This is a genomic window from Pseudorhodoplanes sp., assembly GCF_050250235.1.
In the GTDB taxonomy this organism is placed as follows: domain Bacteria; phylum Pseudomonadota; class Alphaproteobacteria; order Rhizobiales; family Xanthobacteraceae; genus Pseudorhodoplanes.
On sequence record NZ_JBFWPA010000045.1, the window covers coordinates 1 to 22,912 of the forward strand.

Below are 22,912 nucleotides of genomic sequence, written 5' to 3' on the forward strand. Positions count from 1 at the left end.
GGAACGGGCCGATCCTGTCCGGCGCGGAATAGACGCCAAACAGCGACTGATAGAGTTCACGCGCCACGCCAAGCCAGAGCACGAATAGTCCCATCAACAACAGGCCAACCGCCATGATCGCCGGGAAACCGGGCGAGCGCACGACGCCAAGGGCAGCGTCAATCGAGGCCGGCTTGCCTTTCTCGCGGCGGCGGCTCAGCTCGTACATCATCAGCGCCGCGACCGGTCCAAGCAGGGCAAACCCGGCGGCCAGCGGAAACAGCAGCGGGAGCACCGAATAGCCGAGCGCCATCCCGCCCAGCACGAGACCGACGATCGGATAGATGATGCAGAGGAAAATCGCGTGCGTTGGCCAGACCTTGAAATCGTCCCAGCCCTGTTGCAGGGCGTCGCGCAGATCGCCAAAGCCGATGCGCCGCACGACCGGCAGGGCGGCCGTCCGCTCATCCGCGGGGGTGAGTACGTGGAATTGCGCCATGAGCAAGTCTCCCTGTTCCGCAGGTCTTGCGGCCGGGGCGATGTGGCGCGGTGCAAAAGGACCGGTCACGTCTGCCGCGACCTGTCAGCATATGCTAGATCACAGCCCGCAAGCGCGGGGGTCACGCTTTCGTGCGCCGGGACCGCCTTTGCCCTTGAAGTGCCGTAAAACCGCAATAGTCAGCTTTGCGATCGGGACTGACGATGAAGCGCCGCACCGCCACACTCGCCGTACTGACTGGCCTCGGGGCGGTCGTGCTCGCCTTTGCGGTTCCGTTCGCCCTCACGGCAGCCCGGTTCGAGCCTGCGGCCAAGGCACCGTCGGACGCCGCGATGATCGCCCATTGGGAGAAACACCGCAGGACGCTCGACGACATTACCGACATGCTGCGGCGCGACCCCGCTTTGAACCGGCTCGGTCTGGCCTGGAGCGATCCCGACGATCCGGAGCGGGCGCATGTGCCGGCGGCACGTATCGCGGATTACCGTGACCTGATGCGGGAGGCTTCCGTCATCAGCGTCAGCCGCGGGCACCGGTCGGTGCAATTTCTGTTCTATTCGAGCCGCGTGTCGGTCAACGGATTCGGCAAGAGTTTCGTGCGCGGGGAGCCTTCACGGTACGCCGAGATCGTTGATGGCGATCTCGACAGGGCAGCAGCCGGCCGCAACAAGATCTTGCTGCAGCGTCCGATTGCGGATGGCTGGTGGCTGCAGCGAGATGGAAACTGATTGCTTCCAGTGCCGTCTTTTTAGCCGTGGTGTCCCGAAAAGGATTGCGCCAGCGCAAAGCGGCCGCCGCGGGATGTGACAGGTTTCCGGCCAACAGCGGCAGGACATTGTCATGACAAGTGTTGCGATTGTTCTCGGTCATCCGCAGCGGATGACATTCTGCGAGGCGCTTGCGGAAGCGTACCGGCGCGGCGCCGAAGGAGCCGGGCACACGGTCCATCTGTTCAAGCTGGCGGAGATGAATTTCGAGCCGATCCTGCGCGAGGGATATCGTGAGGAACAGCCGCTCGAGCCAGATCTGCGCGTGGCCTATGATGCGCTGCGTGCGAGCGACCACTGGGTATTGATCTTCCCGCTCTGGTGCGGCGACATGCCGGCGATCCTGAAGGGCTTCATCGAGCGCATCCTGCAGCCCGACCTGATCAGGCGGCAGGGCACCGACAACGCGATGAACTGGCGGATATTCGAGCGCAAATCGGCCCGCATCGTCATGACGATGGGCATGCCCGTTACCATCTATCGGTTCTGGTACGGGGCACATGCCCTCAAGCTGCTGAAGCGAAACATTCTCAACTTCATCGGCATCGCGCCGGTGCGCGAGACGTTGCTCGGAATGGTGCCGGATGTCTCGGACGAGAAGCGATTCGAGTGGCTGAAACAGGCGGAAGCCATGGGGCGGCGCGCCGACTGAAGGCGCGTCACGATCGAGGGTGATCGTGCGGGATCTCGCGCGACATCCACCAGTCGACGATACGATCTCCGGCGAGAAAGCGTCCGACGGGTCCGAATTTTGCCCAGAAGCCGATATTGTAGCGGGTGCGCGGGCGGGCCGTGGTCGCGGCGTGGAACACGAGGCGTGCGACCTTCTGCAGCGGCATTGTGCCGAAGGTGCTTGCGTCCAGGAAATGCAGCATATAGGTGCCGATATTGCGCTTGTAGATGCGATAGGGCGAGTCCGGACCGGTGTCGGGGATGCTGGCGATGACCTTGTCGCGATAGGGCGATACGAACGGCCCCGGCAAGATGCTCACAAGATCGACGCCGAAGGGCCTGACCTCGGGCCGCATCGCGTCGGCGATCGCTTCAACAGCGTATTTTGTCATGTGATAGACGCCGCCGCCCTGCGCAGTGACGCGTCCGGCCAGGGACGAAATGTTGACGATGCGGCCGCGCTGCGCTTGCCGCATGCCGGGCAACACGAGCTGTGACATGCGCAGCAGGCCGAACACATTTGTGTCGAAGGCGCGGCGGAGGGCTTCCGGCGATATCTCCTCAAGCGGTCCGTACTGGCCGTAACCGGCATTGTTGATGAGCACGCCTACGGGTCCGTGCCGGGCTTCGATCTCCGCTACGGCAGCCTGACAGGAGGTTTCGTCGGTAACATCGAGACGGAGCGTCTCGCATCCGAGTGCGGCAAGAGGCGTCAGCCTGGAAACGTCACGGGCTGTCGCAACGGTGAGATACCCGGCCTCACGGAAAAGTTCCGCAGTCGCACGGCCGAGGCCGCTGGAACAGCCGGTGATCAATACCGGCGATGTCCGGTTCGGAGCAGCCACCACTCAGCCCCCCGTATCGGCAGACACGACACTTCCGGGGAAGAAGGCCAAGATCAATGGACGCTTTGGCACCACATCAAATCCGCCATCAGAATTTTCCGTCAGGCGGGCTAACCTGCGGCAACGGTATCGGTTTTGCGCGCCGCCCGCGCGCGCAGATACGGCACCACGAATAGCGCCGCGACCGGAAGATGGAGAATGATGCCGAGCAGGATCACCAGCGTGATCTGTGTTCCGCTCAACGTACCGCGTGACGCAAACAACGCGAGCACCCCGATTGAATAGGGCAGGAACAGCAGCACGGATGTCGCCAAACCCGGATTGTAGATGCGAAACCGGATGGAGGTGGCAATGTGGATCACCGCATTCACAAGCGTAAGCCCGATCCAGGCGAGCCCGACCCAGCGCAGCGGTCCAGGAAACAGCGCGGCGAGCGCCACCGGCAACCAGACGAAACCGATATTGACCAGTGCGACTCCGCCTTCGGTTACAGGCCAGTCCGCGCGACCGGAATGGAAGATATGGTCGTTGGTGAATTGGCGGAAGCCGCCCGGCCAGAGATGTTCCTCGGTCTGATGCACCATGTAGATCACGAGCAGTCCCGCAAAGAGCGCGCGCTCCGAAACGGGGTCGGTCAGGAACAGCGCAATCCAGGCGATCACGCCGATGACGGCCAGGACCGGGAGTGATTTCTGCCAATCGGAGGAGACGAAGGCGAGCGGGTGCATGGGACCGGGTCCTGAGAGGGGACGCACGCGACTCACCGAGACAAATTGCATTGTAGCATGATGGACGCGCGCGCGAGAGCCCGCGCTTTGTCTGTCTTTGCGTCCCGCGCAGTGACGCAGCAATCTCACTCCGGAAAAATGAGACTATCTGCGCAGCATGGTTTCGCCGGCGGTCAGCATGCGCGGAATATCGGCGACGCTTTCGAACCAGGCTTGCGGATGGCGTGCGCGCAGCGTGTCAGGATCGGCGTAGCCCCAGGCTACGCCACCGAAAGCAAGGCGGGCCGCCGCCGCGGCGTCGAAGTCGCGCATCTCGTCGCCGATTGCGATGACGTCGGAGGTACGAATTCCGGCGCGCCGCACGGTTCGTTTGAATTTCGCGGCCTTGCCGAACAGCGACGCTCCGCAGGCGAAATCGGAGAAGCAGCCCGTGCTGTCACCAAGCTGCGCGCGAGCATTGGCCTCGCTGTCGGACGACACCAGCGCGATTTCGATGCCGCCGTCACGCAACGCACGCAGCATTTCCGGCACCCCGGGAAAGAGCGGAATATCCCGCAGATGTTCGCGTTTCATCGCCCGCATTCGGGTCGCGATATGCGGGACTTTCCACAGCGGCACGCCGAGATGCTTCAGAATTTCGCGGGCCCCGGCGCGGCGCAGACCGGCGACGTCGTCGGGCGCGACCGTTCTGAAACCGAATTCGCGCGCGACGTCGTTCACCACTTGCAGGAACCAGGGAAAGCTGTCCACAAGCGTGCCGTCGAGATCGAAGATGGCGAGACGATAGGCCGGCATGTCTTTCCGCGGGAGAGCCTTGAAGCTGCGATGGAGAATGGCCGGACGATCGCCGACACTGCCATCAAATACCCGGAGAGCCCCGATGAGTCATCCAATCCTTCGCCTTGCTTTCGCGGCCTGTGTCGCGCTGGCGACGACCGCCACGCTACCAGCGCTCGGAGCCGGTTATTCGCCCCTGAACTGCGCCGCGGCACGTTCGCCGACCGAGATGGCGATCTGCGGCAATTACCGGCTTGGTCAGCTCGAGGCGAGGATGGCGACGTTGTACGAGTGGAGCACAGGCTTTGTCGGCATGGGTCAGCGCGGCGACCTTCAGGATGCGCAGCGCGCCTTTATCCGGCAGCGCGAATCCTGCGGCAGCGATGTCGGTTGCCTGACACGGGTGTACGATGCGCGGATCGCCGAGCTTCAGGCGGTGATGGAACGGGTACGCGAACGAGGGCCATTCTGAAGGAAGCGGGCGACGGAGGTTCAATCCAGGTCTTCGTTCGGAATTTTCAGCATCTTGCCGCAGGCCTTGCAATGCACGGCGTCAGGGTCGTGGGTCATCAACCCGCAATCGGGGCACTCGAACCGCACCTTGTTGGGGCGCAGCACCGCGCGGGCGAGATTGAAAAAGAGGGTGACGCCGAAAATCATGATCGCAACCGATATCAGCCGGCCGGTGGTTCCGGGCAGCGTGATGTCGCCGAAGCCGGTCGTGGTGAGCGCGGTCACGGTGAAATACAGCGCGTCGGCATAGTTCTTGATGCCCGGATTGGTGAGATGCTGGGTCTCGTAGATGAATCCCGTGGTTACGAACAGGAACACCGCGAAATTCGCGAGCGCCAGAATGACCTGTTCATGGGCACGGAAATAGGGGAAGTCGGCGCGCAGACGGGCCAGCAACTGATAGCTGCGCAGAAATCGCAAGGTGCGCAGAATCCGCAGGAAGCCGGCTGGCTCGCCCACGAGCGGGGCCAGGAATGACACGATACTCGCCGCGTCCGCCCAGGTGACGGGGTGCAGCAACTCACGCAGCGGACGGTCGGCGATGAACAGGCGCGCGAGGAAATCCGCCAGGATCAGGAGTCCGAATCCGACATCGACGACTTCCACCCAATTTTCTCGCGGGACGAAGGAGGTCGCCACGATGAAGATCAGGGTTATGAAATCGAAAAGCAGCAAGCCGTAGCGGAAGCGGTGCGCCTGCCTGGACCGTCCCTCGTATAGTGCCTTGAGGCGCGACCTGAGGTCCTTCACCGTGTTGGCGCGTTCAGCCATGGCCAGCCATTCGTTTTCGTTCCTTGCGGACTTATAGCAAAAACGTCGGCAGAGCAGGGACGAGGCGGGAAGGGGGTCGCACGGGCGCTTGACCATGCTTGCGGATGCGGACGCGCCGGGGCGCGAGATATTCTTATCGCACAAGCCGCCCTGCCCGAAGGCAGCAGATGGAACAGTCGGCCGCTTTGCGTGTTGTCGTGCGACTCTCCACCCCCCAGAAGCAACGGACGATCACATGGCGAAAGCGAAGAAGGCAAAGACGACAGCGGGGCGAAGCTCCAGCAGCCGCAAGCGGACAACGGCAAAACGCGGCGCCGCCCGGAAGACGGCCGGCGCTTCTTCCCGAAAGACCGGCATGATGAGCGGCTTTTTCGACTTCATGCCGTCAAACTTGATGAAGGACATCCTGGCCTCCCAGACAAGTCGGGTGATCATGGCAGAGGCGCTGGTCGCTGCCGCGGGCGCGGCTGCGGCGGTTCTTGTGGCATCGCGCACCGAGGCGGGACAGCGTGCCGGCCGGGCAATGGCCGATGGCGGCGAACTGATGAAGGAAGCGGCGGTGAGTGCCGCGGCTGCCGCGCGCGATGTGATTGCCAATGGCGCCACGGAGGCCATCGGCTCGGCTGCGCGCTCGTTCATGGGCGCTGCCGAGGAGACGCAGCAGGATATCGCCGAAAAGGCACTTCGGCTGAAGCGCGAGGCCAAGGATGCGACCGGCGATATGGCGGAAAACGCGCGCCGCTACGCCGACCGCGAACGCCCGCACTGAACCGCGAACGAAGTCAAATCTGCAAGGTGACCGCGCCGCGAGTCTGTCGGGGCGCGGTTATCGGCGTGTAGCGCTCGCTGCGCACGAACAATGCGCCTTTCCGGTCAATCCACGGCTCGCATGGCGCGCCGTGCGTCTCGGAACGATACCAGCCGCTGGCGCTCCTCGTCCCATAGCGTCAGCCGTACGCAGGCCAGGCTGTCCAGCAGGGTCAGGCGACTGATCGTCTGAAGCTCCGGATGGTCGGTCAGCACGCGCGGCAGGCGGTAATAGGGAATCCGGCTGCACAGATGATGCACGTGATGGATGCCGATATTGGCCGTGAACCAGCGCAGCAAAGGCGGCAGGTCGTAATGCGACGAGCCGTGCAGGGCCGCCTCATGCAGGTCCCAGGTGGCATTGTGGTGCCATGAGGTGTGCTCGAATTGATGCTGCACGTAGAACAGCCAGACGCCAAGCGAGGCGGATAGCAGGATGATCGGCAGGTGCACCAGCAGGAAGGCCTGCAGGCCTATGAACCAGATCAGCACGCCGGCGATCAGGGCGATGGCGGCATTCGTCGCCATGGTGCTGATCCAGGGCAGCCAGCCGCTGCGCATCAGCCCGAACGGCAGCCGGTGCCGCAGCAGAAACACGTAAGCCGGCCCGACGCCAAACATCACCAGCGGATGCCGGTACAGCCGGTATTGCAGGCGGCCAAGCCGCGAACGGCCGAGATATTCGCGCACGGTGAGGGTGTCGATATCGCCCATGCCGCGGCGATCGAGATTGCCCGAACTGGCGTGGTGCATCGAATGGGTGCGGCGCCAGAAATCATAGGGCGTCATGGTGAGAACGCCGATGACCCGGCCGGTCCAGTCGTTCACCGGCTTGTTTGCAAAGAATGCGCCGTGGCCGCAATCGTGCTGGATCATGAAAAGCCGGACCAGAAAGCCCGCGGCCGGAACCGCGATCAGCAGCGCAAGCCAATAGCCGACGAAATGCACCGACGCCCACATCGCGATCCACAGAACCGCAAGCGGCAGGAACGTGATGACAAGTTCAATCGCACTGCGGCTGCTGCTCGGCCCGCGATAGCGGTTGAGAATGCGCGTCCAGTTGCGGGCATCGGCCGTCTGCGTCATGGTCGTGGAGGCGCGAACCGGCGCTCGATTCTCCGAGTCGGTCAAAGCAAATGATCCATTTTGGCCGGTGCCTTTGCACCGGCGTCGCGCCGCCCGCGTTTGATCCGGAAGTTCCGATCCTCGCCTAGCACAATGTCGGAGCGAGCGGCACATAAATTATCGGCCGCAAGAATTTGCGGCCATCCGGGCCCATGTGACCGTCTTTGCCCTTGTTCGTTCGGTCGCGCGCTGCAACCCACAAAAGGCGCTGACCACTTTCGCACCTAGGTGATGCTCCACTTGATCTGGAATTCGATCTCTTCCTCGCCATCGCCGCGCTCATGTTCGATATTGTATTGCGCGCGGACCGGCACCGAGATGCGTTCGTTCGCGATCTGAATCTCGAAACGCTCGCCGTTTTCCAGCGCGTCGGCCAGCCGCCGCAGCTTCTCGATGAATTGCGGAAGCGGATAATCCTTCTCGACATCGCGGGCGCGCTTCCTGGTTCCGGTGCTCATGACATCTCCTGTTTTGATGCCGGCCGGAGATGGGCATGAGCGAGCGCGGTTGCGACCGGCAAAATGCCGCAAGCGCCGGGAAGCCGAGAACCGGTTGTGCAGCGTGATCGCGCGGGCAAGCGATCCCATCGGTAAACCTTGAATCATATCCTGCAGGAACGGCCGCAGCGATTTTTACGCATGACGGTCTATGTCGATCCGGGCCCAATCAATCCAGAACGCGAGAAGTCCGATGCCATGCGATTGTGACCATTGTCTCCCCAACCCCGGACGGCGCGCCTTTTTCGGCAAGGCTGTGGGCGCCGCCGCGGCGAGCGTGGCCGCGACCTCCGGGCTGCAGGCGGCGACCTCCGGTGTTGGCGTCAAGGACATGCCGGCAGGCAAGCGCGTGTTCATGGAGGAGGCGACGCGGCTCGCCATCGAGTCGGTGGAGAAGGGGTGGGGCGGCCCGTTCGGCGCGGTGATCGTGAAAGACGGCGAGATCATCGGGAGGGGCCAGAACCGCGTGCTGCTCACCGGCATTCCGGTGTATCATGCCGAGATCACCGCCATCATGGATGCCTCGGCGCGGCTCAACCCGAAAGCGCTGCTCGGCAGCGAGTATGGTGCCGGCACGATTCTGGAGATGATTCCGCGCCCCGCAGGCTCGCCCGATCCGGTGCCCGAGCGCGCGAAAATGCTGAGCGGCTGCGAGATCTATATCAACGGCGCACCATGCCCGATGTGCATGAGCGCGATCTACTGGTCGCGGATCGACCATGTCTATTTCGCAGCGAGCCTGGCCGACACCAGCGCGATCGGCTTTGACGATGCCTTCCAGTACGAGGACTTCGCCAAGCCGTGGGCGGACCGGCGCATCGCGGTGACCGAAAATTTCGAACGCGACACCGGGCTCAAGGCCTACGCCGCATGGATGAGCAAGCAGGATCGTCATCCGTATTGATCGGCCGGCACCGTACGGAACCGGAACGTCGAGCAACAAGCCATGAGAGGACTATCGCGATGAGCAGGCATTGGACCCGCTTCCCGTCCCTGGCCGTCACCGGATTTGTCGCCGTGTCGCTATGCGCGATCGTGCCGGCGCAGGCGCAGCAGGCCCAACAGGCCCAGCAGGCGCAGCAGGCTTGCACGGCGATGGTGATCACCGGTCACCCGTCCTATCCGCCGGTTGCCTGGGCGGCAGCCGGTACGATCGTGGGGGCGGGGCCCGAACTGGTGCGCGGGATCGCCGCCAAGCTCGGCGTGACGCAGGTGACATCGAAGAGCTTCGGCACCTGGGAGGGCGCCCAGAATGCGGCGCGCGATGGACAGGCCGACGTGATCTTCGGCATCTACAGGAACGACGCCCGTGCGCAATATCTCGACTATGTCGACCCGCCCTTCATGATGGACCCGGTGTCGGTCGTGGTCCGCAAGGGTGCGGGCTTCGCCTTCGCCGAATGGAGCGATCTGAAGGGGCGCAAGGGCGTGACCAATGCCGGCGAGAGCTACGGCGACAAATTCGATTCATTCATGGCCAGCGAACTGACCGTGGCGCGGGCCGCCGGCGTCGACAAGGCGTTCGCGATGCTGCTGGCGGGGCAGGCCGACTACCTGATCATCGGCCTCTATCCCGGCCGCGACGAGGCCAGAAAACTCGGCATCGCCGACAAGGTCGAAGCGCTGCCCAGGGAGGTGGTGTCGGCGCCGATGTATGTTGCCTTCTCCAGGAAATCGCGGTGCGGCGCGCTTGCGCCGGGCTTTGCCGCCGGCATCCGGACCGCGGTGGATGACGGCGCGGTGCGCCGCCTGCTCGACGACGCCAGCCGCGCCATCGCGGAATAGCCGGCGCCGCCGCCCACGGGCGAGGCCTGTCAGCCGGCTCCCGAAAGAGTGATTTCCCATGACCGCGGCCGGAAAGCCGCGGGGCCGCACCCTGCAAGTCGCGGCCGCGACCCCCTTACGCGCGCGGTAGAGATAAGTTCTTTCGGGCGTGCTATTTGAGTCGCGCGTTTCAGCCGAGGGAGTGCCTGACCATGATCCGGACTTTGGTGGCGATGAGTATTGCAATCGGTTTCGTGTTGCCGGTTCACGCGCAGCAGAACCGCGCGAAGCTGGATGCTCCCGGAAAGGTGGCGTTCGGCACCAGCTTCGAGCAGGCGCAAAAGCTGCTCGGCGCCGATGCGGAGGTCTACGAGATCGACCCGCCGCAGCGCGGCATGAAGGCCCTCCTGTGCGACAAATGTGCGCCGCTGCCCAATGTCGAGGGGCTCACGCTCTGGTTCCGGGACAAGGACGGGCTGATCCGCATCGAGGCGTTTGCGATCGCGGGCATGTTCAAGACCGTCGACGCGTGCCAGAAATCCGATACCGACATGCTGCCCAAGCTGATCGAGCAATTCGGAAAGCCAGACGCCAACCGGAACGCGAAACAGGGCGACGAGAGCACCCGGACCGCCACCTTCCGCTTCGCCGACGGCTCCGCCATCGAGCATGTTTCCAGTATTAGCGGAGACGAAATCCCCTGCACCTTCACGGTGTCCTACAAGAGCAAGGCATCGCGCTGACGCCGTGATGCAGATTGTCGTCATTCTGGTTCTGATGGTCGCCGCGCCGGTCGCGGCGATCGTCATCCAGGGCGCGACGACCGGCGGCAGCCTGATCGCGCTCGCCGGCACATGGTTCGTGTTCTTCTTCGGGCTGCGGCTGCTGATCGCCGGGTTTCACCAGCTCGCGAAGCCGGACTTCACCGCGAAGACCATCTTCCGCATCACCGATCCGAATGCGGCAAAGATCGTGAGCGAACTCGGCTTCGGCAACATCGCCATCGGCGCGCTCGGCGTGCTGACGCTTTTCAATGCGAACTGGATCGTGCCGGCGGCCATCGTGATGGCGATCTTCTACGCGCTGGCCGGCGGAAAGCATGTGATGAATGCGCAGCGCACGGCGTCGGAGAACTGGGCAATGGGGTCGGATGTGTGGGCGGCGCTGGTGCTGGCGGGGTGGCTGGTTGTGGTTTGGATGGAGCGGTAGCCCGCATGGAGCGAAGCGCAATGCGGGTTCCAACGACCGCAGTTCAGAGAACTCATCAAATCGATTTCTTGGCCCGTGAACTACGAAGTTTCGATAGTTCAGTAGGCGGCGATTGGTCTTGTTGTAGTTTTCTATTGTGCGGCCAATTCCGTGTTTGAACGACTTTTGCGCAGGTTCGTTTTGGATAATTGCGACGGCGCTTTCGCCGAAAAGCGACACTCGCTGTGCGAAGTGATAGGTGTCCATAGCAAGTCGCTGTCCGCACTCTTCTAATTTTGATGACGCTAACAATTTGCCGGTTCTTGGGCGTAGGTACGGAAGCCGAGCCTTTGTTTGATATGCGGAGATGACTGGGCCGATCAGACCACTCAGGTCATGCAAATACTTCTGTTCGTCGTTCAAACTTAAATAATGTGGGTGTTCGGAAATTATTTCACGCACATAAGCGCGATAAGTCGAGTCGTCATCGTAGTCGACGACTTGAGATAAAAAAGGGCTTCGGAATTCAAAATATTTGAGCGTCGTGGACTTCAGATGTTCCGAAAGCCTCAATGTGTATTGCAACTCTTTCCACATAGTTGATTTGACGCTGTTGCATCACTCCGCCGCCACTGGCTTTAACTCGAACACGCGGCCGTATTTCGCGGCTTCGGCGATGTCGCCGCGCTTCAGCGCGAGGTGTAGAGCTTGCGGACGTCAGCGGGCGAGAGATAGGGCGCCCACGCGGTATCGTCCTCGATCAGTTCGACCGGGACTTCGGCGGCGTATTTGCCTTCGTGGATGAATTTGTTTCGCTTGCGGGTCTCGGTCATTTTCGCTTCCGCGTTTTCAAATCGCTGTCCCACATAGGCCGTCACCAGCACGGCAGGGCCGCCAGCTTGACTCGATCTGTTGAGTGCTGCAACGTCTGATTGTGATGGAGGGCGAAATGGGATGCAGCTGTGGGACACATAAAAATCAAACACATAAGCGGGTTCATGAATATCTGGATAAACAGGTTAGGGCGGGTACTAATTCGTCAGCCGTGATGGGGACAGGTATGTTTCTTGTGCCGGCCCCGGAAAACGGTATTTTGGAATACAAGACAATCTATGTGGCGAACTTATGCATCAGGGAAACGGAAAAGCGCGGCGAGAATTGCGCGGCGTTTCAATGGATCCCACATGAGCTGATGTCTCTTAGTGACCTTCAGAAAAAAAGGGACTGTTACGGCCAATGCGGCTCTAGCGATTGTGACATTGGTTGCTGGTGCAGCTCTACTGGCAATTGGTGTTTGTATTCACCCCAATGAATGATGAAGCTGGATAGTAGGCGGCGAGGATATTAGAGCGCTCGCACCTCACTCCGCCGCCTCAACCTTCCGCCGCTTCGGGCCGCCCTTGGCCAGCACCGGCTTGAGATACGCACCCGTATAGCTCCGCTTCTCCTTCACCACCTCTTCGGGCGTGCCGGCCGCCACGATCTCGCCGCCGCCGTCGCCGCCTTCGGGGCCGAGATCGATGATCCAGTCGGCGGTCTTGATCACCTCGAGATTGTGTTCGATCACCACCACCGAATTGCCGGTCTCGACCAGCTCGTGCAGCACGTCGAGCAGCTTGGCGACATCGTGGAAATGCAGGCCCGTGGTCGGCTCATCGAGGATGTAGAGCGTGCGGCCGGTGGCGCGCTTGCTCAATTCCTTGGCGAGCTTGATGCGCTGCGCTTCGCCCCCGGACAGCGTCGTGGCCTGCTGGCCGATATGGATGTAGCCCAGGCCCACGCGCTGCAGCGTGGTCAGGATATCGCGGATCTTCGGCACCGCCTTGAAGAAGTCCGCGCCTTCGTCGACCGTCATGTCGAGAATGTCGGCGATCGACTTGTTCTTGAAGGTGACGTCGAGGGTCTCGCGGTTGTAGCGCTTGCCCTTGCAGGTCTCGCAGGTGACATAGACGTCGGGCAGGAAATGCATCTCGATCTTGATGACGCCGTCGCCCTGGCAGGCCTCGCAGCGGCCGCCCTTGACGTTGAAGGAGAAGCGGCCGGGCTCGTAGCCGCGCGCCTTGCTCTCCGGCAGGCCGGCGAACCATTCGCGGATCGGCGTGAAGGCGCCGGTATAGGTCGCGGGGTTGGAGCGCGGCGTGCGGCCGATCGGCGACTGGTCGATGTCGATGATCTTGTCGATATGCTCCAGCCCCTCGATGCGGTCGTGCGGGGCGGGGGCGTCGCTGGCGCCGTTCAGCTTGCGCGCGATCGACTTGTACAGCGTGTCGACCAGGAAGGTCGACTTGCCGCCGCCCGAGACGCCGGTGACCGCGGTGAACAGGCCGAGCGGGATTTCGGCGGTGACGTTCTTGAGGTTGTTGCCGCGGGCGTTGACCACCTTGATGGCACGATGCTTCGACGGCGCGCGGCGCTCCGGCACCGGAATGCCGTATTCGCCGGTGAGATATTTGCCGGTCAGCGAATGCTTGTCGTGCATCACCTCGTCGGGCGTGCCCTGCGCCACGATGCGCCCGCCATGCACGCCGGCGCCGGGACCGATATCGAGCACGTAATCGGCGAGGCGGATGGCGTCCTCGTCATGCTCGACCACGATCACGGTGTTGCCGAGATCGCGCAGCCGCTTCAGGGTTTCGAGAAGCCGCGCATTGTCGCGCTGGTGCAGGCCGATGCTCGGCTCGTCGAGGACGTAGAGCACGCCGGTCAGGCCGGAGCCGATCTGCGAGGCGAGCCGGATACGCTGGCTCTCGCCGCCGGACAAGGTGCCGGAGGCGCGGGCCAGCGTGAGATATTCGAGGCCGACGTCCACGAGGAAGCGCAGCCGGTCGCGAATCTCCTTCAAAATGCGGACCGCGATCTCGTTCTGCTGCTTGTTTAGCTGTGACGGGATGCCCTCGAACCATTGCGCGGCCTTGCGGATACTCATCTCGGAGACCTGGCCGATATGCAGGCCGCCGATCTTCACGCAGAGCGCTTCGGGCTTGAGGCGATAGCCGTTGCAGGCATCGCAGGGCACATCGGTGAAATACTTGCCCAGTTCCTCGCGCGCCCATTCGCTTTCGGTTTCGCGGAAGCGGCGCTCCAGATTGGTGACCACGCCCTCGAACGGCTTTTTGGTGGTGTAGGAGCGCAGGCCGTCGTCATAGGTGAACTTGATCTCGTCGTCGCCGGAGCCATACAGGATCGCGTCCTGGGTCTTCTTCGGCAGCGCCTTCCACTTGGTGTCGAGGGTGAACTTGTAGTGCTTGCCGAGCGCGTCGAGCGTCTGCAGGTAATAGGGCGACGACGATTTCGCCCAGGGCGCGATCGCGCCCTTGCGCAACGTCATCTCCTTGTCGGTGATCACGAGTTCGGCATCGATATGCTGCTCGACGCCGAGGCCGCCGCATTTCGGGCAGGCGCCGAACGGATTGTTGAACGAGAACAGGCGCGGCTCGATCTCGGCAATGGTGAAGCCGGAGACCGGGCAGGCGAATTTCTCCGAGAACAGCATGCGCTCTTCGGCATGGCTGCCCTTGAGGCGCTTGCCCTCGGCGGCGACGCCGCCATCGGCGAATTCCGCGACCGCCATGCCTTCGGCCAAAGCCAGCGCGGTCTCGAAGCTTTCCGCCAACCGCTGCTTGATGTCGGCGCGGACCACGATGCGGTCCACCACCACGTCGATATTGTGCTTGAACTTCTTGTCGAGCGCGGGCGCGTTGGCGATCTCGTAATATTGCCCGTCGATCTTCAGCCGCTGGAAGCCGCGCTTCATCCAGTCGGCGATCTCCTTCCTGTATTCGCCTTTCCGGTCGCGCACGACCGGAGCGAGGATGTAGAGCCGTGTGCCCTCGGGCAACGCCAGCACGCGATCGACCATCTGAGACACGGTCTGGCTCTCGATCGGCAGGCCGGTGGCGGGCGAGTAGGGCACGCCGACCCGGGCGAACAGCAGCCGCATGTAGTCGTAGATTTCGGTGACGGTGCCGACGGTCGAGCGCGGATTCTTCGAGGTTGTCTTCTGCTCGATCGAGATGGCCGGCGACAGGCCGTCGATCTGGTCGACGTCCGGCTTTTGCATCATCTCCAGGAATTGCCGGGCATAGGCCGACAGGCTCTCGACATAGCGGCGCTGGCCCTCGGCATAGATGGTGTCGAAGGCGAGCGAGGACTTGCCCGAGCCCGACAGGCCGGTGAACACCACCAGCGAGTCGCGCGGCAGGTCCACGTCGATGTTCTTGAGATTGTGCTCGCGGGCGCCGCGGATCGCGATGACCCGGCGGTCGGCCGCCGGCGAGCCGGGCTGGCGGACGGTCTTCTTGCTGGAATCGAACAGGTCGTTCATGCGGCCGGACTTCGGGGCTCAACTGGTCCGGCGCCGGGGCGGCACGAACGGACTCGTGTCAGGGGATCATGGCGAACATAGTGAGAACGTGTGCGCCGCGCCAGAGCCGATCGCGCATGGCGCGGTTGCGGCGGCCGGGTTGGGGACAAGTCCGTTCACACTTTCCTGCCAGGGTGGTGCCGGTCGCCCCGAATTGAAGCGGAACCGCCTTGGCGCGGGCCGCTTTATGACCTTCAATAGCCGATCAGTTCTGTTTCGAGGTTCCCAAATAGAGGTTTCTATGCCCACGCGTGCGTATTGGTCGGGCCGCATCCGGCTCGCGCTGGTCTCGATCCCGGTCGAGGTCCTGCCCGCCACCAAGTCGACCAGCCGAATTTCGTTCAACCAGATCCACGAGCCGACCGGCAAGCGCATCCGCTACGAGAAGGTGGTGCCGGGCGTAGGTCCCGTCGAGGCATCCGAGATCGTCAAGGGCTACGAGGTCGAGAAGAACAAATACGTGCTCCTCACCGACGAGGAGATCAACGACGTCAAGCTGGAGGCCAAGAAGTCGATCGACCTGACGCAGTTCGTCGACGAGGACGCGATCGACGCGGTGTATTTCGACCGGCCGTTCTACATCGTGCCGTCCGAGGAGGATGAGGACGCGGCCGAAGCCTATATCGTGCTGCGCGATGCGCTGAAGAAGACCAAGAAGATCGGGCTCGGCCAGCTTGTGGTGCGCGGACAGGGCTCGATCGTGGCGATCAAGCCGTATGGCAAGGGTCTGCTGATGGAGACTTTGCGCTACGCGGACGAGATCAAGAAGGCCGATGTGTTCGACGAATTGCCCTCGAAGAAGGTCGATGCCGATCTGGTGTCGCTCGCCGAGGAACTGATCGAGAAGAAGGCCGGCGGCTTCCAGCCGGAGAAGTTCAAGGACACCTACACCGCGGCCTTGCGCGAGCTGATCAAGGCCAAGGAAGAGAAGCGGCCGCCGCGCGAGATTGAGGAAGCGCCGCCGGTGTCCAATGTCATCAACCTCATGGATGCGCTCAAGCGCAGCGTGGGGAAGGGTGGCGGCGCTGCGGCCAAGCCGTCGGCAGGCGGCAGCAAGGCGAAAGAGCCAGCGCGCAAGTCGGCATCCAAGACCAAGTCCGCCAAATCGTCCGGCAAGGCAGCCAAGACCGCAAAGAAGGCGAGCCGCCGCAAAGCGGCGTGACGACGCATGCCTTTCTGTGCGGCGGCTTCGGCAGGACTATCGTTTGCCTTTACCTTCCCCCTTGTGGGGAGGGTCGATCGACTGAGCGCAGCGAAGGAGATCGGGGTGGTTGCGATTCCATCGGCGAAGAACCTGATCCCGAAACGGTTACCCCCACCCCGCCTGCCTCGCTTCGCTCGACAGGCGACCCTCCCCACAAGGGGGCGGGTGAAGCCCAGCGTGTGAGGCCAGCGCATGCCCCGCGGATCGCTGCGCGAGTATCACGCCAGGCGTGACTTCGGACGCACTGCGGAGCCGAAGGGCGCCGTCGGCAGACAGAAGACATCGAAGCTCCGCTATCTGATCCAGAAGCATGCGGCGCGCGCGCTGCATTACGACTTCCGTCTGGAATGGAACGGCGTGCTGATGAGCTGGGCGGTGCCGAAAGGCCCGAGCGAAAACCCGGACGACAAGCGGCTCGCGGTCCGGACCGAAGATCACCCGATCGAGTATGGCTCGTTCGAAGGCACGATTCCCGAAGGCGAATATGGCGGCGGCACGGTGATGCTGTGGGACACCGGCACCTGGGCGCCGCAGGAGCCCGATGTCGACGAGCAGCTGAAGAAAGGCAAGCTCGCGTTCGTGCTGCACGGCAAGCGCCTGCACGGAAAATGGGCGCTGGTGAAGCTGCGCAGGCGCTCGCCGAAGGACAAGGGCAACAACTGGCTGCTGATCAAGGAACTGGACGATTACATGCGGCGCGGCGGCACGCCGTCGGTCGAGACCGAACTGACGAGCGCCAGGTCCGGCCGCACCATGGACGAGATCGCCCAAGGAAAGCGCGGCGGCAAGGCGGTCTGGCACTCGAACCGGAAGGGCGGCGGCGCCGCAGGCGATCCTGTGATCCTTGCGGGCACAGGCAAGGTGGCGAGAGCGAAGGCGGTGAATGGCAAGGCCAGCGGCTCAAAAAAAAAGCCCGCAAGAAATCTGCCGGAAAGCGATCCGTCCGATCCACCGCCGGCAAGATCACCCGCAAAGCTTCCGGCCAAAAGACTTCCCGCCTTCGTCGAACCGCAGCTCGCAACGCTGGTCGACGCGCCGCCCGCCGGAAATGATTGGCTCCACGAGATCAAGTATGACGGCTATCGCGCCGTCACCACATTGGCTCGCGACAAGGTCGCGATCTACACGCGCAAGGGCCTGAACTGGACCGACCGGTTCGCGCGTCTGGTCCCGGCGCTGCATCGATTGAATTGCGACAGCGCGCTGCTCGATGGTGAAATCGCGGTCGCTGACGCCAAGGGTCACACCGATTTCGGCGCATTGCAGGACGCGCTGTCGACCGGCAAGGGCAGCCTGACCTATTACCTGTTCGATCTGCTGGAGCTTGATGGCAAGGACATGCGGCGCCGGCCCCTGTCCGAGCGCAAGGAGACGCTGCGCGATCTGCTGCACGGCGTTGGCGCGCCACTGATCTTTTCCGATCATGTCGCAGGCAATGGCGCGAAAGCCTTCGCGCAGGCCTGCGCGATGAAGCTGGAAGGCCTGATATCGAAACAGGCCAACGCGCCGTATCACTCCGGCCGCACCCGAAGCTGGCTGAAGAGCAAATGCGGCTTCGAGCAGGAATTCGTCATCATCGGCTGGCGGCCGTCGGACAAGGCCGCGCGGCCGTTCTCGTCTCTGCTGCTGGCGGTGCGGGAGGGAGATGGTTTTCGCTACGCCGGCCGGGTCGGGAGTGGTTATTCGGGCGAGGGGCTCGACCGGCTGTCGAGTGAATTGAGGGCGTTGGCGCGCAAGACATCGCCGGTACCGGATGTCCCGCCCGACATTGCGCGGCGCGCGCGCTTCGTGGAACCGAAGCTGGTGGCGGAGATTGCCTTCCGGGGCTGGACGCGGGACGGCCTGGTCCGGCAGGGCTCGTTCAAGGGATTGCGGTCCGACAAGCCGGCCGCCGAGATCGTCGAGGAGATTCCGATGCCGGCGCGCAAGGCGGTGCAGGCCGCGAAGTCGACAGGCAAGACGTCAAAACAGCCGCCGGCAAAAAAGAAGGTTTCAGCCAAGAAGGCTTCAGGCAAGAAGGCTTCGGCCAAGAAGGCTTCGGCCAAGAAGGCTTCGGCGCGAACGGCATCCGCTCGCACACTGGCCGGGCCGCGGATCGCATCGCATGCACGGGACGGCGCCGAGGAGATTGCGGGCGTCCGCGTCACCCATCCGGATCGCGTGATGTATCCCGATTGCGGGATCACCAAGCGCGACGTGATCGCGCATTATCTCTCGATCGCCGACCTGATGCTGCCGCATGTCGCCGACCGGCCGCTCAGTCTGGTGCGCGCGCCGCGCGGCGTCGGTGGCGAGACCTTCTACCAGAAGCACGCCTCCGAAGGCTGGCCCGACGAATTCAAGGCGATCTCGATCCGCGAGAAATCGGGCAGCGACAGATATCTGTATATCGAGGACGAGCGCGGGCTGGTGGCCGCGGCGCAGATGAGCGTGCTCGAACTGCACATCTGGTGCAGCCAGGTCGACGAGGTCGAGAAGCCGGATCGTCTCGTCTTCGACTTCGATCCGGACGAGGGTTTGGATTTCATCCATGTCCGCGAAGCGGCGAAAGAGATGCGCGGGATGCTGCAGGAGCTCGGCCTGGAATCCTTCCCGATGGTCACGGGCGGCAAGGGCGTTCATGTGGTGGCGCCGCTGCGCCGCGGCCATTCGTGGGACGAACACCGGGAGTTTGCCGAAGCGCTGGCGCGGGTGATGCAGGAGCACGATCCGGACCGCTTCATTGCCAACATGTCGAAGGCGAAACGGCGTGGAAAGATTTTCGTCGACTACCTGCGCAACCAGCGCGGTGCGACTGCGATTTCTCCGTTCTCGACGCGGGCGCGCAAAGGTGCGCCGGTCGCGGTTCCGGTGTCGTGGGAGCGGCTGGCGCGGCTCGACAACGCGCGTCCGGTCGCGGTGGGGGACGTGAAGCGGTTCATGGGATCGAAGGACCCGTGGCCCGGCTATTTCAAGCTGCGGCAGGGACTGCCGAAGCTGATATGAAGAGCGCTGTTGCGGGAACCATCGCGAGATGATAAGAACAAAAAGAGAACATATCTGACGGCGGCCGATCCTGCCAACGCGTCCGTCTTGAATGACTGCGGGTCGGTGCCAGTTGTGGAAAAGGGATTTTCGACGCCGCTTCGGCGAGCGGCGCGGCAGGCTTCGCACTAGGGTGCGTCGAATTGGGAAGCGCAGACGGCGCGGTGTCCGGAACGGGAGAGTGTGCGATGGCGGGTTCGGTCAACAAGGTGATCCTGATTGGAAATCTCGGGAAGGATCCGGACATGCGCCGCACCCAGGACGGGCGGCCAATCGCCAATCTGTCAATCGCGACATCGGAGAGCTGGCGCGACAAGGCGACCGGAGAGCGCAAGGAAAAGACCGAATGGCATCGGGTGGTGATCTTCAATGAGGGGCTGTGCCGGATCGCCGAGCAATATCTGAAGAAGGGCGCCAAAGTCTACATCGAGGGCCAGCTGCAGACCCGCAAATGGACCGACAAGGACGGCGTGGAGAAGTATTCCACCGAAGTGGTGCTGCAGGGCTTCAACTCGCAGCTCACCATGCTCGACGGCCGTCAGGGTGGCGGTGGCGACCGGGTGTCGGATTACGGCGGCGGCAGCGATTTCGGCTCCAGCGGACCGAGCGGCGGGGGCGGGCGCAAGCCGGCGATGGCGGGTGGCGGCGGCCGCGACATGGACGACGAGATTCCGTTCTAGGACGCTCGTCATTCCGCGCGGGTCGCATTGCGGCAAATCCGGAATCCATACGCCGCAGCAGGGATTATGGATTCCGGATTAGTCGCTTCGCGAAGCCTCAATGACGTCCAGTGGGGCCGATGCCCGAACTCTACCATCTCCTGAAACTCGCGCACATCATCGGTGCGGCGGTGTTGTTCGGTACCGGCATCGGTATCGCCTTCTTCATGCTGATGGCGCACCGTTCCCGCAACGTGTCGGCGATTGCGCCGACGGCGACCATTGTGGTGATCGCGGACGCGGTTTTCACGGCGAGCGCTGTGGTGGTACAGCCGATTACCGGAATCGCGCTGGCGCATGTTGCAGGTCATTCGCTGCTCGACTCCTGGATCGTGGCATCGGCGCTTCTGTATGTCTTCGTAGGATTGTGCTGGCTGCCGGTGCTCTGGCTCCAGAAGCGCATGCGCGATCTTGCGCTGGCGGCGCTGCGGAGCGGAAAACAATTGCCTGCGGATTACGACCGCTATTTCCGCTACTGGTTCATTCTCGGCTGGCCGGCCTTCGCCGCGATGATGGCAATCTTCTGGCTGATGATCACGCGCCCGCAATTGTGGTGATGAGACGATGACGCTCGAGCCGCTCATTCATGCGTCGCATGCGATCCAGATCCACACCGCGGCGGCGCTGTCGGCATTCGCGCTCGGCGTCATTCAGTTTGCGGCCCCCAAGGGCACGCTGCCGCATCGGGCGATCGGATGGGCCTGGGTCGGGTTGATGGCGACGGTCTGCATCAGCGCATTCTTCATCAACGAATTGCGGACCTGGGGAACCTGGGGCCCGATCCACGCGCTGGCGGTGTTCACTTTGGTGATGCTGCCATTCGCGGTGCTTCATGCGCATCGACATCAGGTCGCAAGCCACAAACGCGCGATGACGTCGCTGTTCCTCGGCGCGTTGGTGATCGCGGGACTGTTCACGCTGTGGCCGGGCCGGATCATGCACAGGGTAGTGTTCGGGAGCTAGTCGCGGTGGTTCGGCCGTGACAGACTTCCGGCATGGCCACGCTTGCAACCGCCCTCCTGCATGCGCTCAAAGCGCATGGCGCCCGCGAAATCTTCGGCATTCCCGGTGACTTCGTGCTGCCGTTCTACAAGGTAATCGAGCAATCCGGCATCCTGCCGCATTACGAACTGAGCCATGAGCCCGGGGTCGGCTTCGCGGCCGATGCCGCGGCACGGTTCCATGGCGGGATCGGGGTCGCGGTCGTTACCTATGGTGCGGGTGCCTTCAATCTCGTCAACGCTGTTGCCGGCGCCTATGCCGAGCGATCGCCGGTGGTGGTGATCGCAGGCGCGCCCGGCGCGCGTGAGCGGCAGAGCGGGCTCCTGCTGCATCATCAGGCGCGGACGGTCGACACCCAGCTCGCGGTATTCCGAGAGATTACCTGCGACCAGGCGGTGCTGACCGACCCGGCGACGGCACCCGCCGAGATCGCGCGCGTCCTGCACAATGCCCGCGAGCAGGCGCTTCCGGTCTATATCGAAATCCCGCGCGACATGGTGGACGTGAAATGCGCTGCGGTGCGCGCGCTGAAGCGACCGCGAGTCGACGCGGACGCGCTTGCGGAATGTGTCGACGAGATCATGGCTCGCCTGCGCGCCGCGAAACGCCCGGTTCTGGTGGTCGATGTGGAAATCCGGCGCTACGGCATCGAAACGCAGGTCGCCGAACTGGCACGCAAGCTTGGTCTGCCGGCGGTCACGACCTTCATGGGGCGGGGACTTCTTGCCGACACGCCTGACGTCGTCGCGGGCACCTATCTCGGCCTCGCCGGCGACAGGGCCGTCACTGAGCTGGTTGAGGGGGCCGACGCCGCGCTCCTGCTCGGCGTGATCCTGTGCGACACCAATTTCGCGCTGTCGAGCCGGGCGCTCGATCCGCGGCGGACCATGCTCGCCATCGACCGGCAGGTGCGCATTGGCCATCATACCTTTGCCGATCTGCCGCTCGACGTGCTGGTGGATGCGCTGATCGAACGCGCCGGTTCGGCGAGCCTCAAATTCCCGAAACTCAAGACGCCAAAATCGCGTTATCCGCGCGGCCTGAAAGGCGACGACGCGCCAGTCTCACCCTCCGACATCGCCTGCGCGGTCAACGACCTGTTCGACCGCCACGGGCCGATGCCGATGACTGCGGACATGGGCGACTGCCTGTTCACCGCAATGGAAATCGAAAACACCGAGCTTGCGGCGCCGGGCTATTACGCCGGCATGGGGTTTGGCGTTCCCGCCGGAATCGGCGCCGCGGTGGCGACCGGCAAGCGACCCGTGATCCTGGTCGGCGACGGCGCCTTCCAGATGACCGGCTGGGAACTCGGCAATTGCCGCCGCTACGGCCTCGATCCGATCATTGTGCTGTTCAACAATTGCTCTTGGGAGATGCTGCGGGTGTTCCAGCCGGAATCCAAGTTCAACGATCTGTCGGACTGGAATTTTGCGCAGATCGCGCCGTCGCTCGGCGGCCATGGCGTGCGTGTGACCACGCGCAAAGGCTTGCGCGACGCGCTGGAGGCGGCGGTCAAACGGCGGGGGCAATTCTCGCTGGTCGAGGTGATGCTCAAGCGCGGCGAGACCTCGCACACGCTGCATCGCTTCGTCACCGGCTTCAAGGCCGCGCGGGAGCGGATGAAGAAGGGGTAGAACCTCTCGCGCGCAACCGCGTGGGAAGACG

The 22,912-nt window shown here is 63.2% G+C and carries 24 protein-coding genes; 14 read left to right on the forward strand and 10 right to left on the reverse strand.

Features of this window, described 5'->3' with window-relative positions; all coding sequences use genetic code 11:
* A partial coding sequence (locus AB7F49_RS19305; protein WP_428525279.1) for a DUF2189 domain-containing protein occupies nt 1–478 on the reverse strand: 478 nt, incomplete at its 3' end.
* A gap of 203 nt (nt 479–681) precedes the next feature.
* Here AB7F49_RS19305 and AB7F49_RS19310 point away from each other — a divergent pair.
* Both AB7F49_RS19310 and AB7F49_RS19315 read left to right on the forward strand, forming a co-directional pair.
* Nucleotides 682–1,206 (forward strand): hypothetical protein, encoded by a 525-nt coding sequence (locus AB7F49_RS19310; RefSeq protein WP_428525281.1) that lies wholly within the window; start codon nt 682–684, stop codon nt 1,204–1,206.
* 112 nt (nt 1,207–1,318) lie between these two features.
* Nucleotides 1,319–1,897 carry an NAD(P)H-dependent oxidoreductase gene (locus AB7F49_RS19315; RefSeq protein WP_428525283.1) on the forward strand — a complete coding sequence of 193 codons (579 nt, stop codon included), beginning with the start codon at nt 1,319–1,321 and terminating at the stop codon, nt 1,895–1,897.
* Between the two features lie 7 nt (nt 1,898–1,904).
* Here the strand turns inward: AB7F49_RS19315 and AB7F49_RS19320 are convergent, their stop codons facing one another.
* From AB7F49_RS19320 to AB7F49_RS19330, 3 genes are all read right to left on the reverse strand, one after another.
* Nucleotides 1,905–2,762 (reverse strand): SDR family NAD(P)-dependent oxidoreductase, encoded by an 858-nt coding sequence (locus tag AB7F49_RS19320; protein WP_428525285.1) that lies wholly within the window; start codon nt 2,760–2,762, stop codon nt 1,905–1,907.
* 110 nt (nt 2,763–2,872) lie between these two features.
* Nucleotides 2,873–3,490, reverse strand: coding sequence for an HXXEE domain-containing protein (locus AB7F49_RS19325; RefSeq protein ID WP_428525287.1), 618 nt, complete (start codon nt 3,488–3,490; stop codon nt 2,873–2,875).
* A 144-nt stretch (nt 3,491–3,634) separates the two neighbouring features.
* Nucleotides 3,635–4,285 (reverse strand): HAD hydrolase-like protein, encoded by a 651-nt coding sequence (locus AB7F49_RS19330; RefSeq protein WP_428525289.1) that lies wholly within the window; start codon nt 4,283–4,285, stop codon nt 3,635–3,637.
* An 85-nt stretch (nt 4,286–4,370) separates the two neighbouring features.
* Here AB7F49_RS19330 and AB7F49_RS19335 point away from each other — a divergent pair, with 85 nt between their 5' ends.
* Nucleotides 4,371–4,739, forward strand: a complete 369-nt coding sequence (locus tag AB7F49_RS19335; RefSeq protein WP_428525291.1) for a lysozyme inhibitor LprI family protein — start codon at nt 4,371–4,373, stop codon at nt 4,737–4,739.
* 20 nt (nt 4,740–4,759) lie between these two features.
* Here AB7F49_RS19335 and AB7F49_RS19340 read toward each other — a convergent pair whose 3' ends face one another.
* Complete coding sequence (locus AB7F49_RS19340) at nt 4,760–5,551, reverse strand: ion transporter (protein WP_428525293.1); 792 nt, start codon at nt 5,549–5,551, stop codon at nt 4,760–4,762.
* 231 nt (nt 5,552–5,782) lie between these two features.
* Complete coding sequence (locus tag AB7F49_RS19345) at nt 5,783–5,956, reverse strand: hypothetical protein (protein ID WP_428525295.1); 174 nt, start codon at nt 5,954–5,956, stop codon at nt 5,783–5,785.
* Here AB7F49_RS19345 and AB7F49_RS19350 point away from each other — a divergent pair.
* Entirely contained in the window at nt 5,946–6,320 is a 375-nt protein-coding gene (locus AB7F49_RS19350) for a hypothetical protein (RefSeq protein WP_428525297.1), read from the forward strand. The genes AB7F49_RS19345 and AB7F49_RS19350 overlap by 11 nt on opposite strands.
* 104 nt (nt 6,321–6,424) lie before the next feature.
* Here AB7F49_RS19350 and AB7F49_RS19355 read toward each other — a convergent pair whose 3' ends face one another.
* Complete coding sequence (locus tag AB7F49_RS19355; protein WP_428525386.1) at nt 6,425–7,444, reverse strand: fatty acid desaturase; 1,020 nt, start codon at nt 7,442–7,444, stop codon at nt 6,425–6,427.
* Nucleotides 7,445–7,707: 263 nt separating this feature from the next.
* Entirely contained in the window at nt 7,708–7,941 is a 234-nt protein-coding gene (locus AB7F49_RS19360) for an amphi-Trp domain-containing protein (RefSeq protein WP_428525299.1), read from the reverse strand.
* A gap of 232 nt (nt 7,942–8,173) precedes the next feature.
* Between AB7F49_RS19360 and AB7F49_RS19365 the strand changes: the two genes are divergently transcribed.
* The 4 genes from AB7F49_RS19365 (at nt 8,174) to AB7F49_RS19380 (ending at nt 10,953) form a co-directional block, all read left to right on the forward strand.
* Nucleotides 8,174–8,884, forward strand: coding sequence for a nucleoside deaminase (locus tag AB7F49_RS19365; RefSeq protein ID WP_428525301.1), 711 nt, complete (start codon nt 8,174–8,176; stop codon nt 8,882–8,884).
* A gap of 59 nt (nt 8,885–8,943) precedes the next feature.
* The gene (locus AB7F49_RS19370) at nt 8,944–9,765 is read left to right on the forward strand and encodes a substrate-binding periplasmic protein (protein ID WP_428525303.1); all 822 of its coding nucleotides are present in this window, start codon (nt 8,944–8,946) and stop codon (nt 9,763–9,765) included.
* A gap of 191 nt (nt 9,766–9,956) precedes the next feature.
* Entirely contained in the window at nt 9,957–10,487 is a 531-nt protein-coding gene (locus AB7F49_RS19375) for a hypothetical protein (protein ID WP_428525305.1), read from the forward strand.
* Between the two features lie 7 nt (nt 10,488–10,494).
* Nucleotides 10,495–10,953: a DUF6790 family protein gene (locus AB7F49_RS19380; protein ID WP_428525307.1), complete on the forward strand. Its 459-nt coding sequence runs from the start codon at nt 10,495–10,497 to the stop codon at nt 10,951–10,953.
* Nucleotides 10,954–11,621: 668 nt separating this feature from the next.
* Here the strand turns inward: AB7F49_RS19380 and AB7F49_RS19385 are convergent.
* Together AB7F49_RS19385 and uvrA are read right to left on the reverse strand one after the other, a co-directional pair.
* Nucleotides 11,622–11,765 (reverse strand): hypothetical protein, encoded by a 144-nt coding sequence (locus tag AB7F49_RS19385; RefSeq protein ID WP_428525309.1) that lies wholly within the window; start codon nt 11,763–11,765, stop codon nt 11,622–11,624.
* Nucleotides 11,766–12,292: 527 nt separating this feature from the next.
* Nucleotides 12,293–15,256, reverse strand: a complete 2,964-nt coding sequence (uvrA, locus tag AB7F49_RS19390; protein ID WP_428525311.1) for an excinuclease ABC subunit UvrA — start codon at nt 15,254–15,256, stop codon at nt 12,293–12,295.
* 280 nt (nt 15,257–15,536) lie between these two features.
* On the opposite strand from uvrA, the gene AB7F49_RS19395 reads away from it, so the two are divergent.
* The 6 genes from AB7F49_RS19395 (at nt 15,537) to ipdC (ending at nt 22,881) form a co-directional block, all read left to right on the forward strand.
* Nucleotides 15,537–16,457, forward strand: coding sequence for a Ku protein (locus AB7F49_RS19395; RefSeq protein WP_428525313.1), 921 nt, complete (start codon nt 15,537–15,539; stop codon nt 16,455–16,457).
* Between the two features lie 234 nt (nt 16,458–16,691).
* Nucleotides 16,692–19,484, forward strand: coding sequence for a DNA ligase D (ligD, locus tag AB7F49_RS19400; protein ID WP_428525315.1), 2,793 nt, complete (start codon nt 16,692–16,694; stop codon nt 19,482–19,484).
* Nucleotides 19,485–19,711: 227 nt separating this feature from the next.
* Nucleotides 19,712–20,203, forward strand: coding sequence for a single-stranded DNA-binding protein (locus tag AB7F49_RS19405; RefSeq protein WP_428525317.1), 492 nt, complete (start codon nt 19,712–19,714; stop codon nt 20,201–20,203).
* 119 nt (nt 20,204–20,322) lie between these two features.
* Complete coding sequence (locus AB7F49_RS19410; protein WP_428525319.1) at nt 20,323–20,799, forward strand: DUF2269 family protein; 477 nt, start codon at nt 20,323–20,325, stop codon at nt 20,797–20,799.
* Between the two features lie 7 nt (nt 20,800–20,806).
* Nucleotides 20,807–21,205: a DUF2306 domain-containing protein gene (locus tag AB7F49_RS19415; protein WP_428525321.1), complete on the forward strand. Its 399-nt coding sequence runs from the start codon at nt 20,807–20,809 to the stop codon at nt 21,203–21,205.
* 32 nt (nt 21,206–21,237) lie between these two features.
* Nucleotides 21,238–22,881, forward strand: coding sequence for an indolepyruvate/phenylpyruvate decarboxylase (gene ipdC / locus AB7F49_RS19420; protein ID WP_428525323.1), 1,644 nt, complete (start codon nt 21,238–21,240; stop codon nt 22,879–22,881).
* The last annotated feature ends 31 nt before the right edge of the window (nt 22,882–22,912 follow it).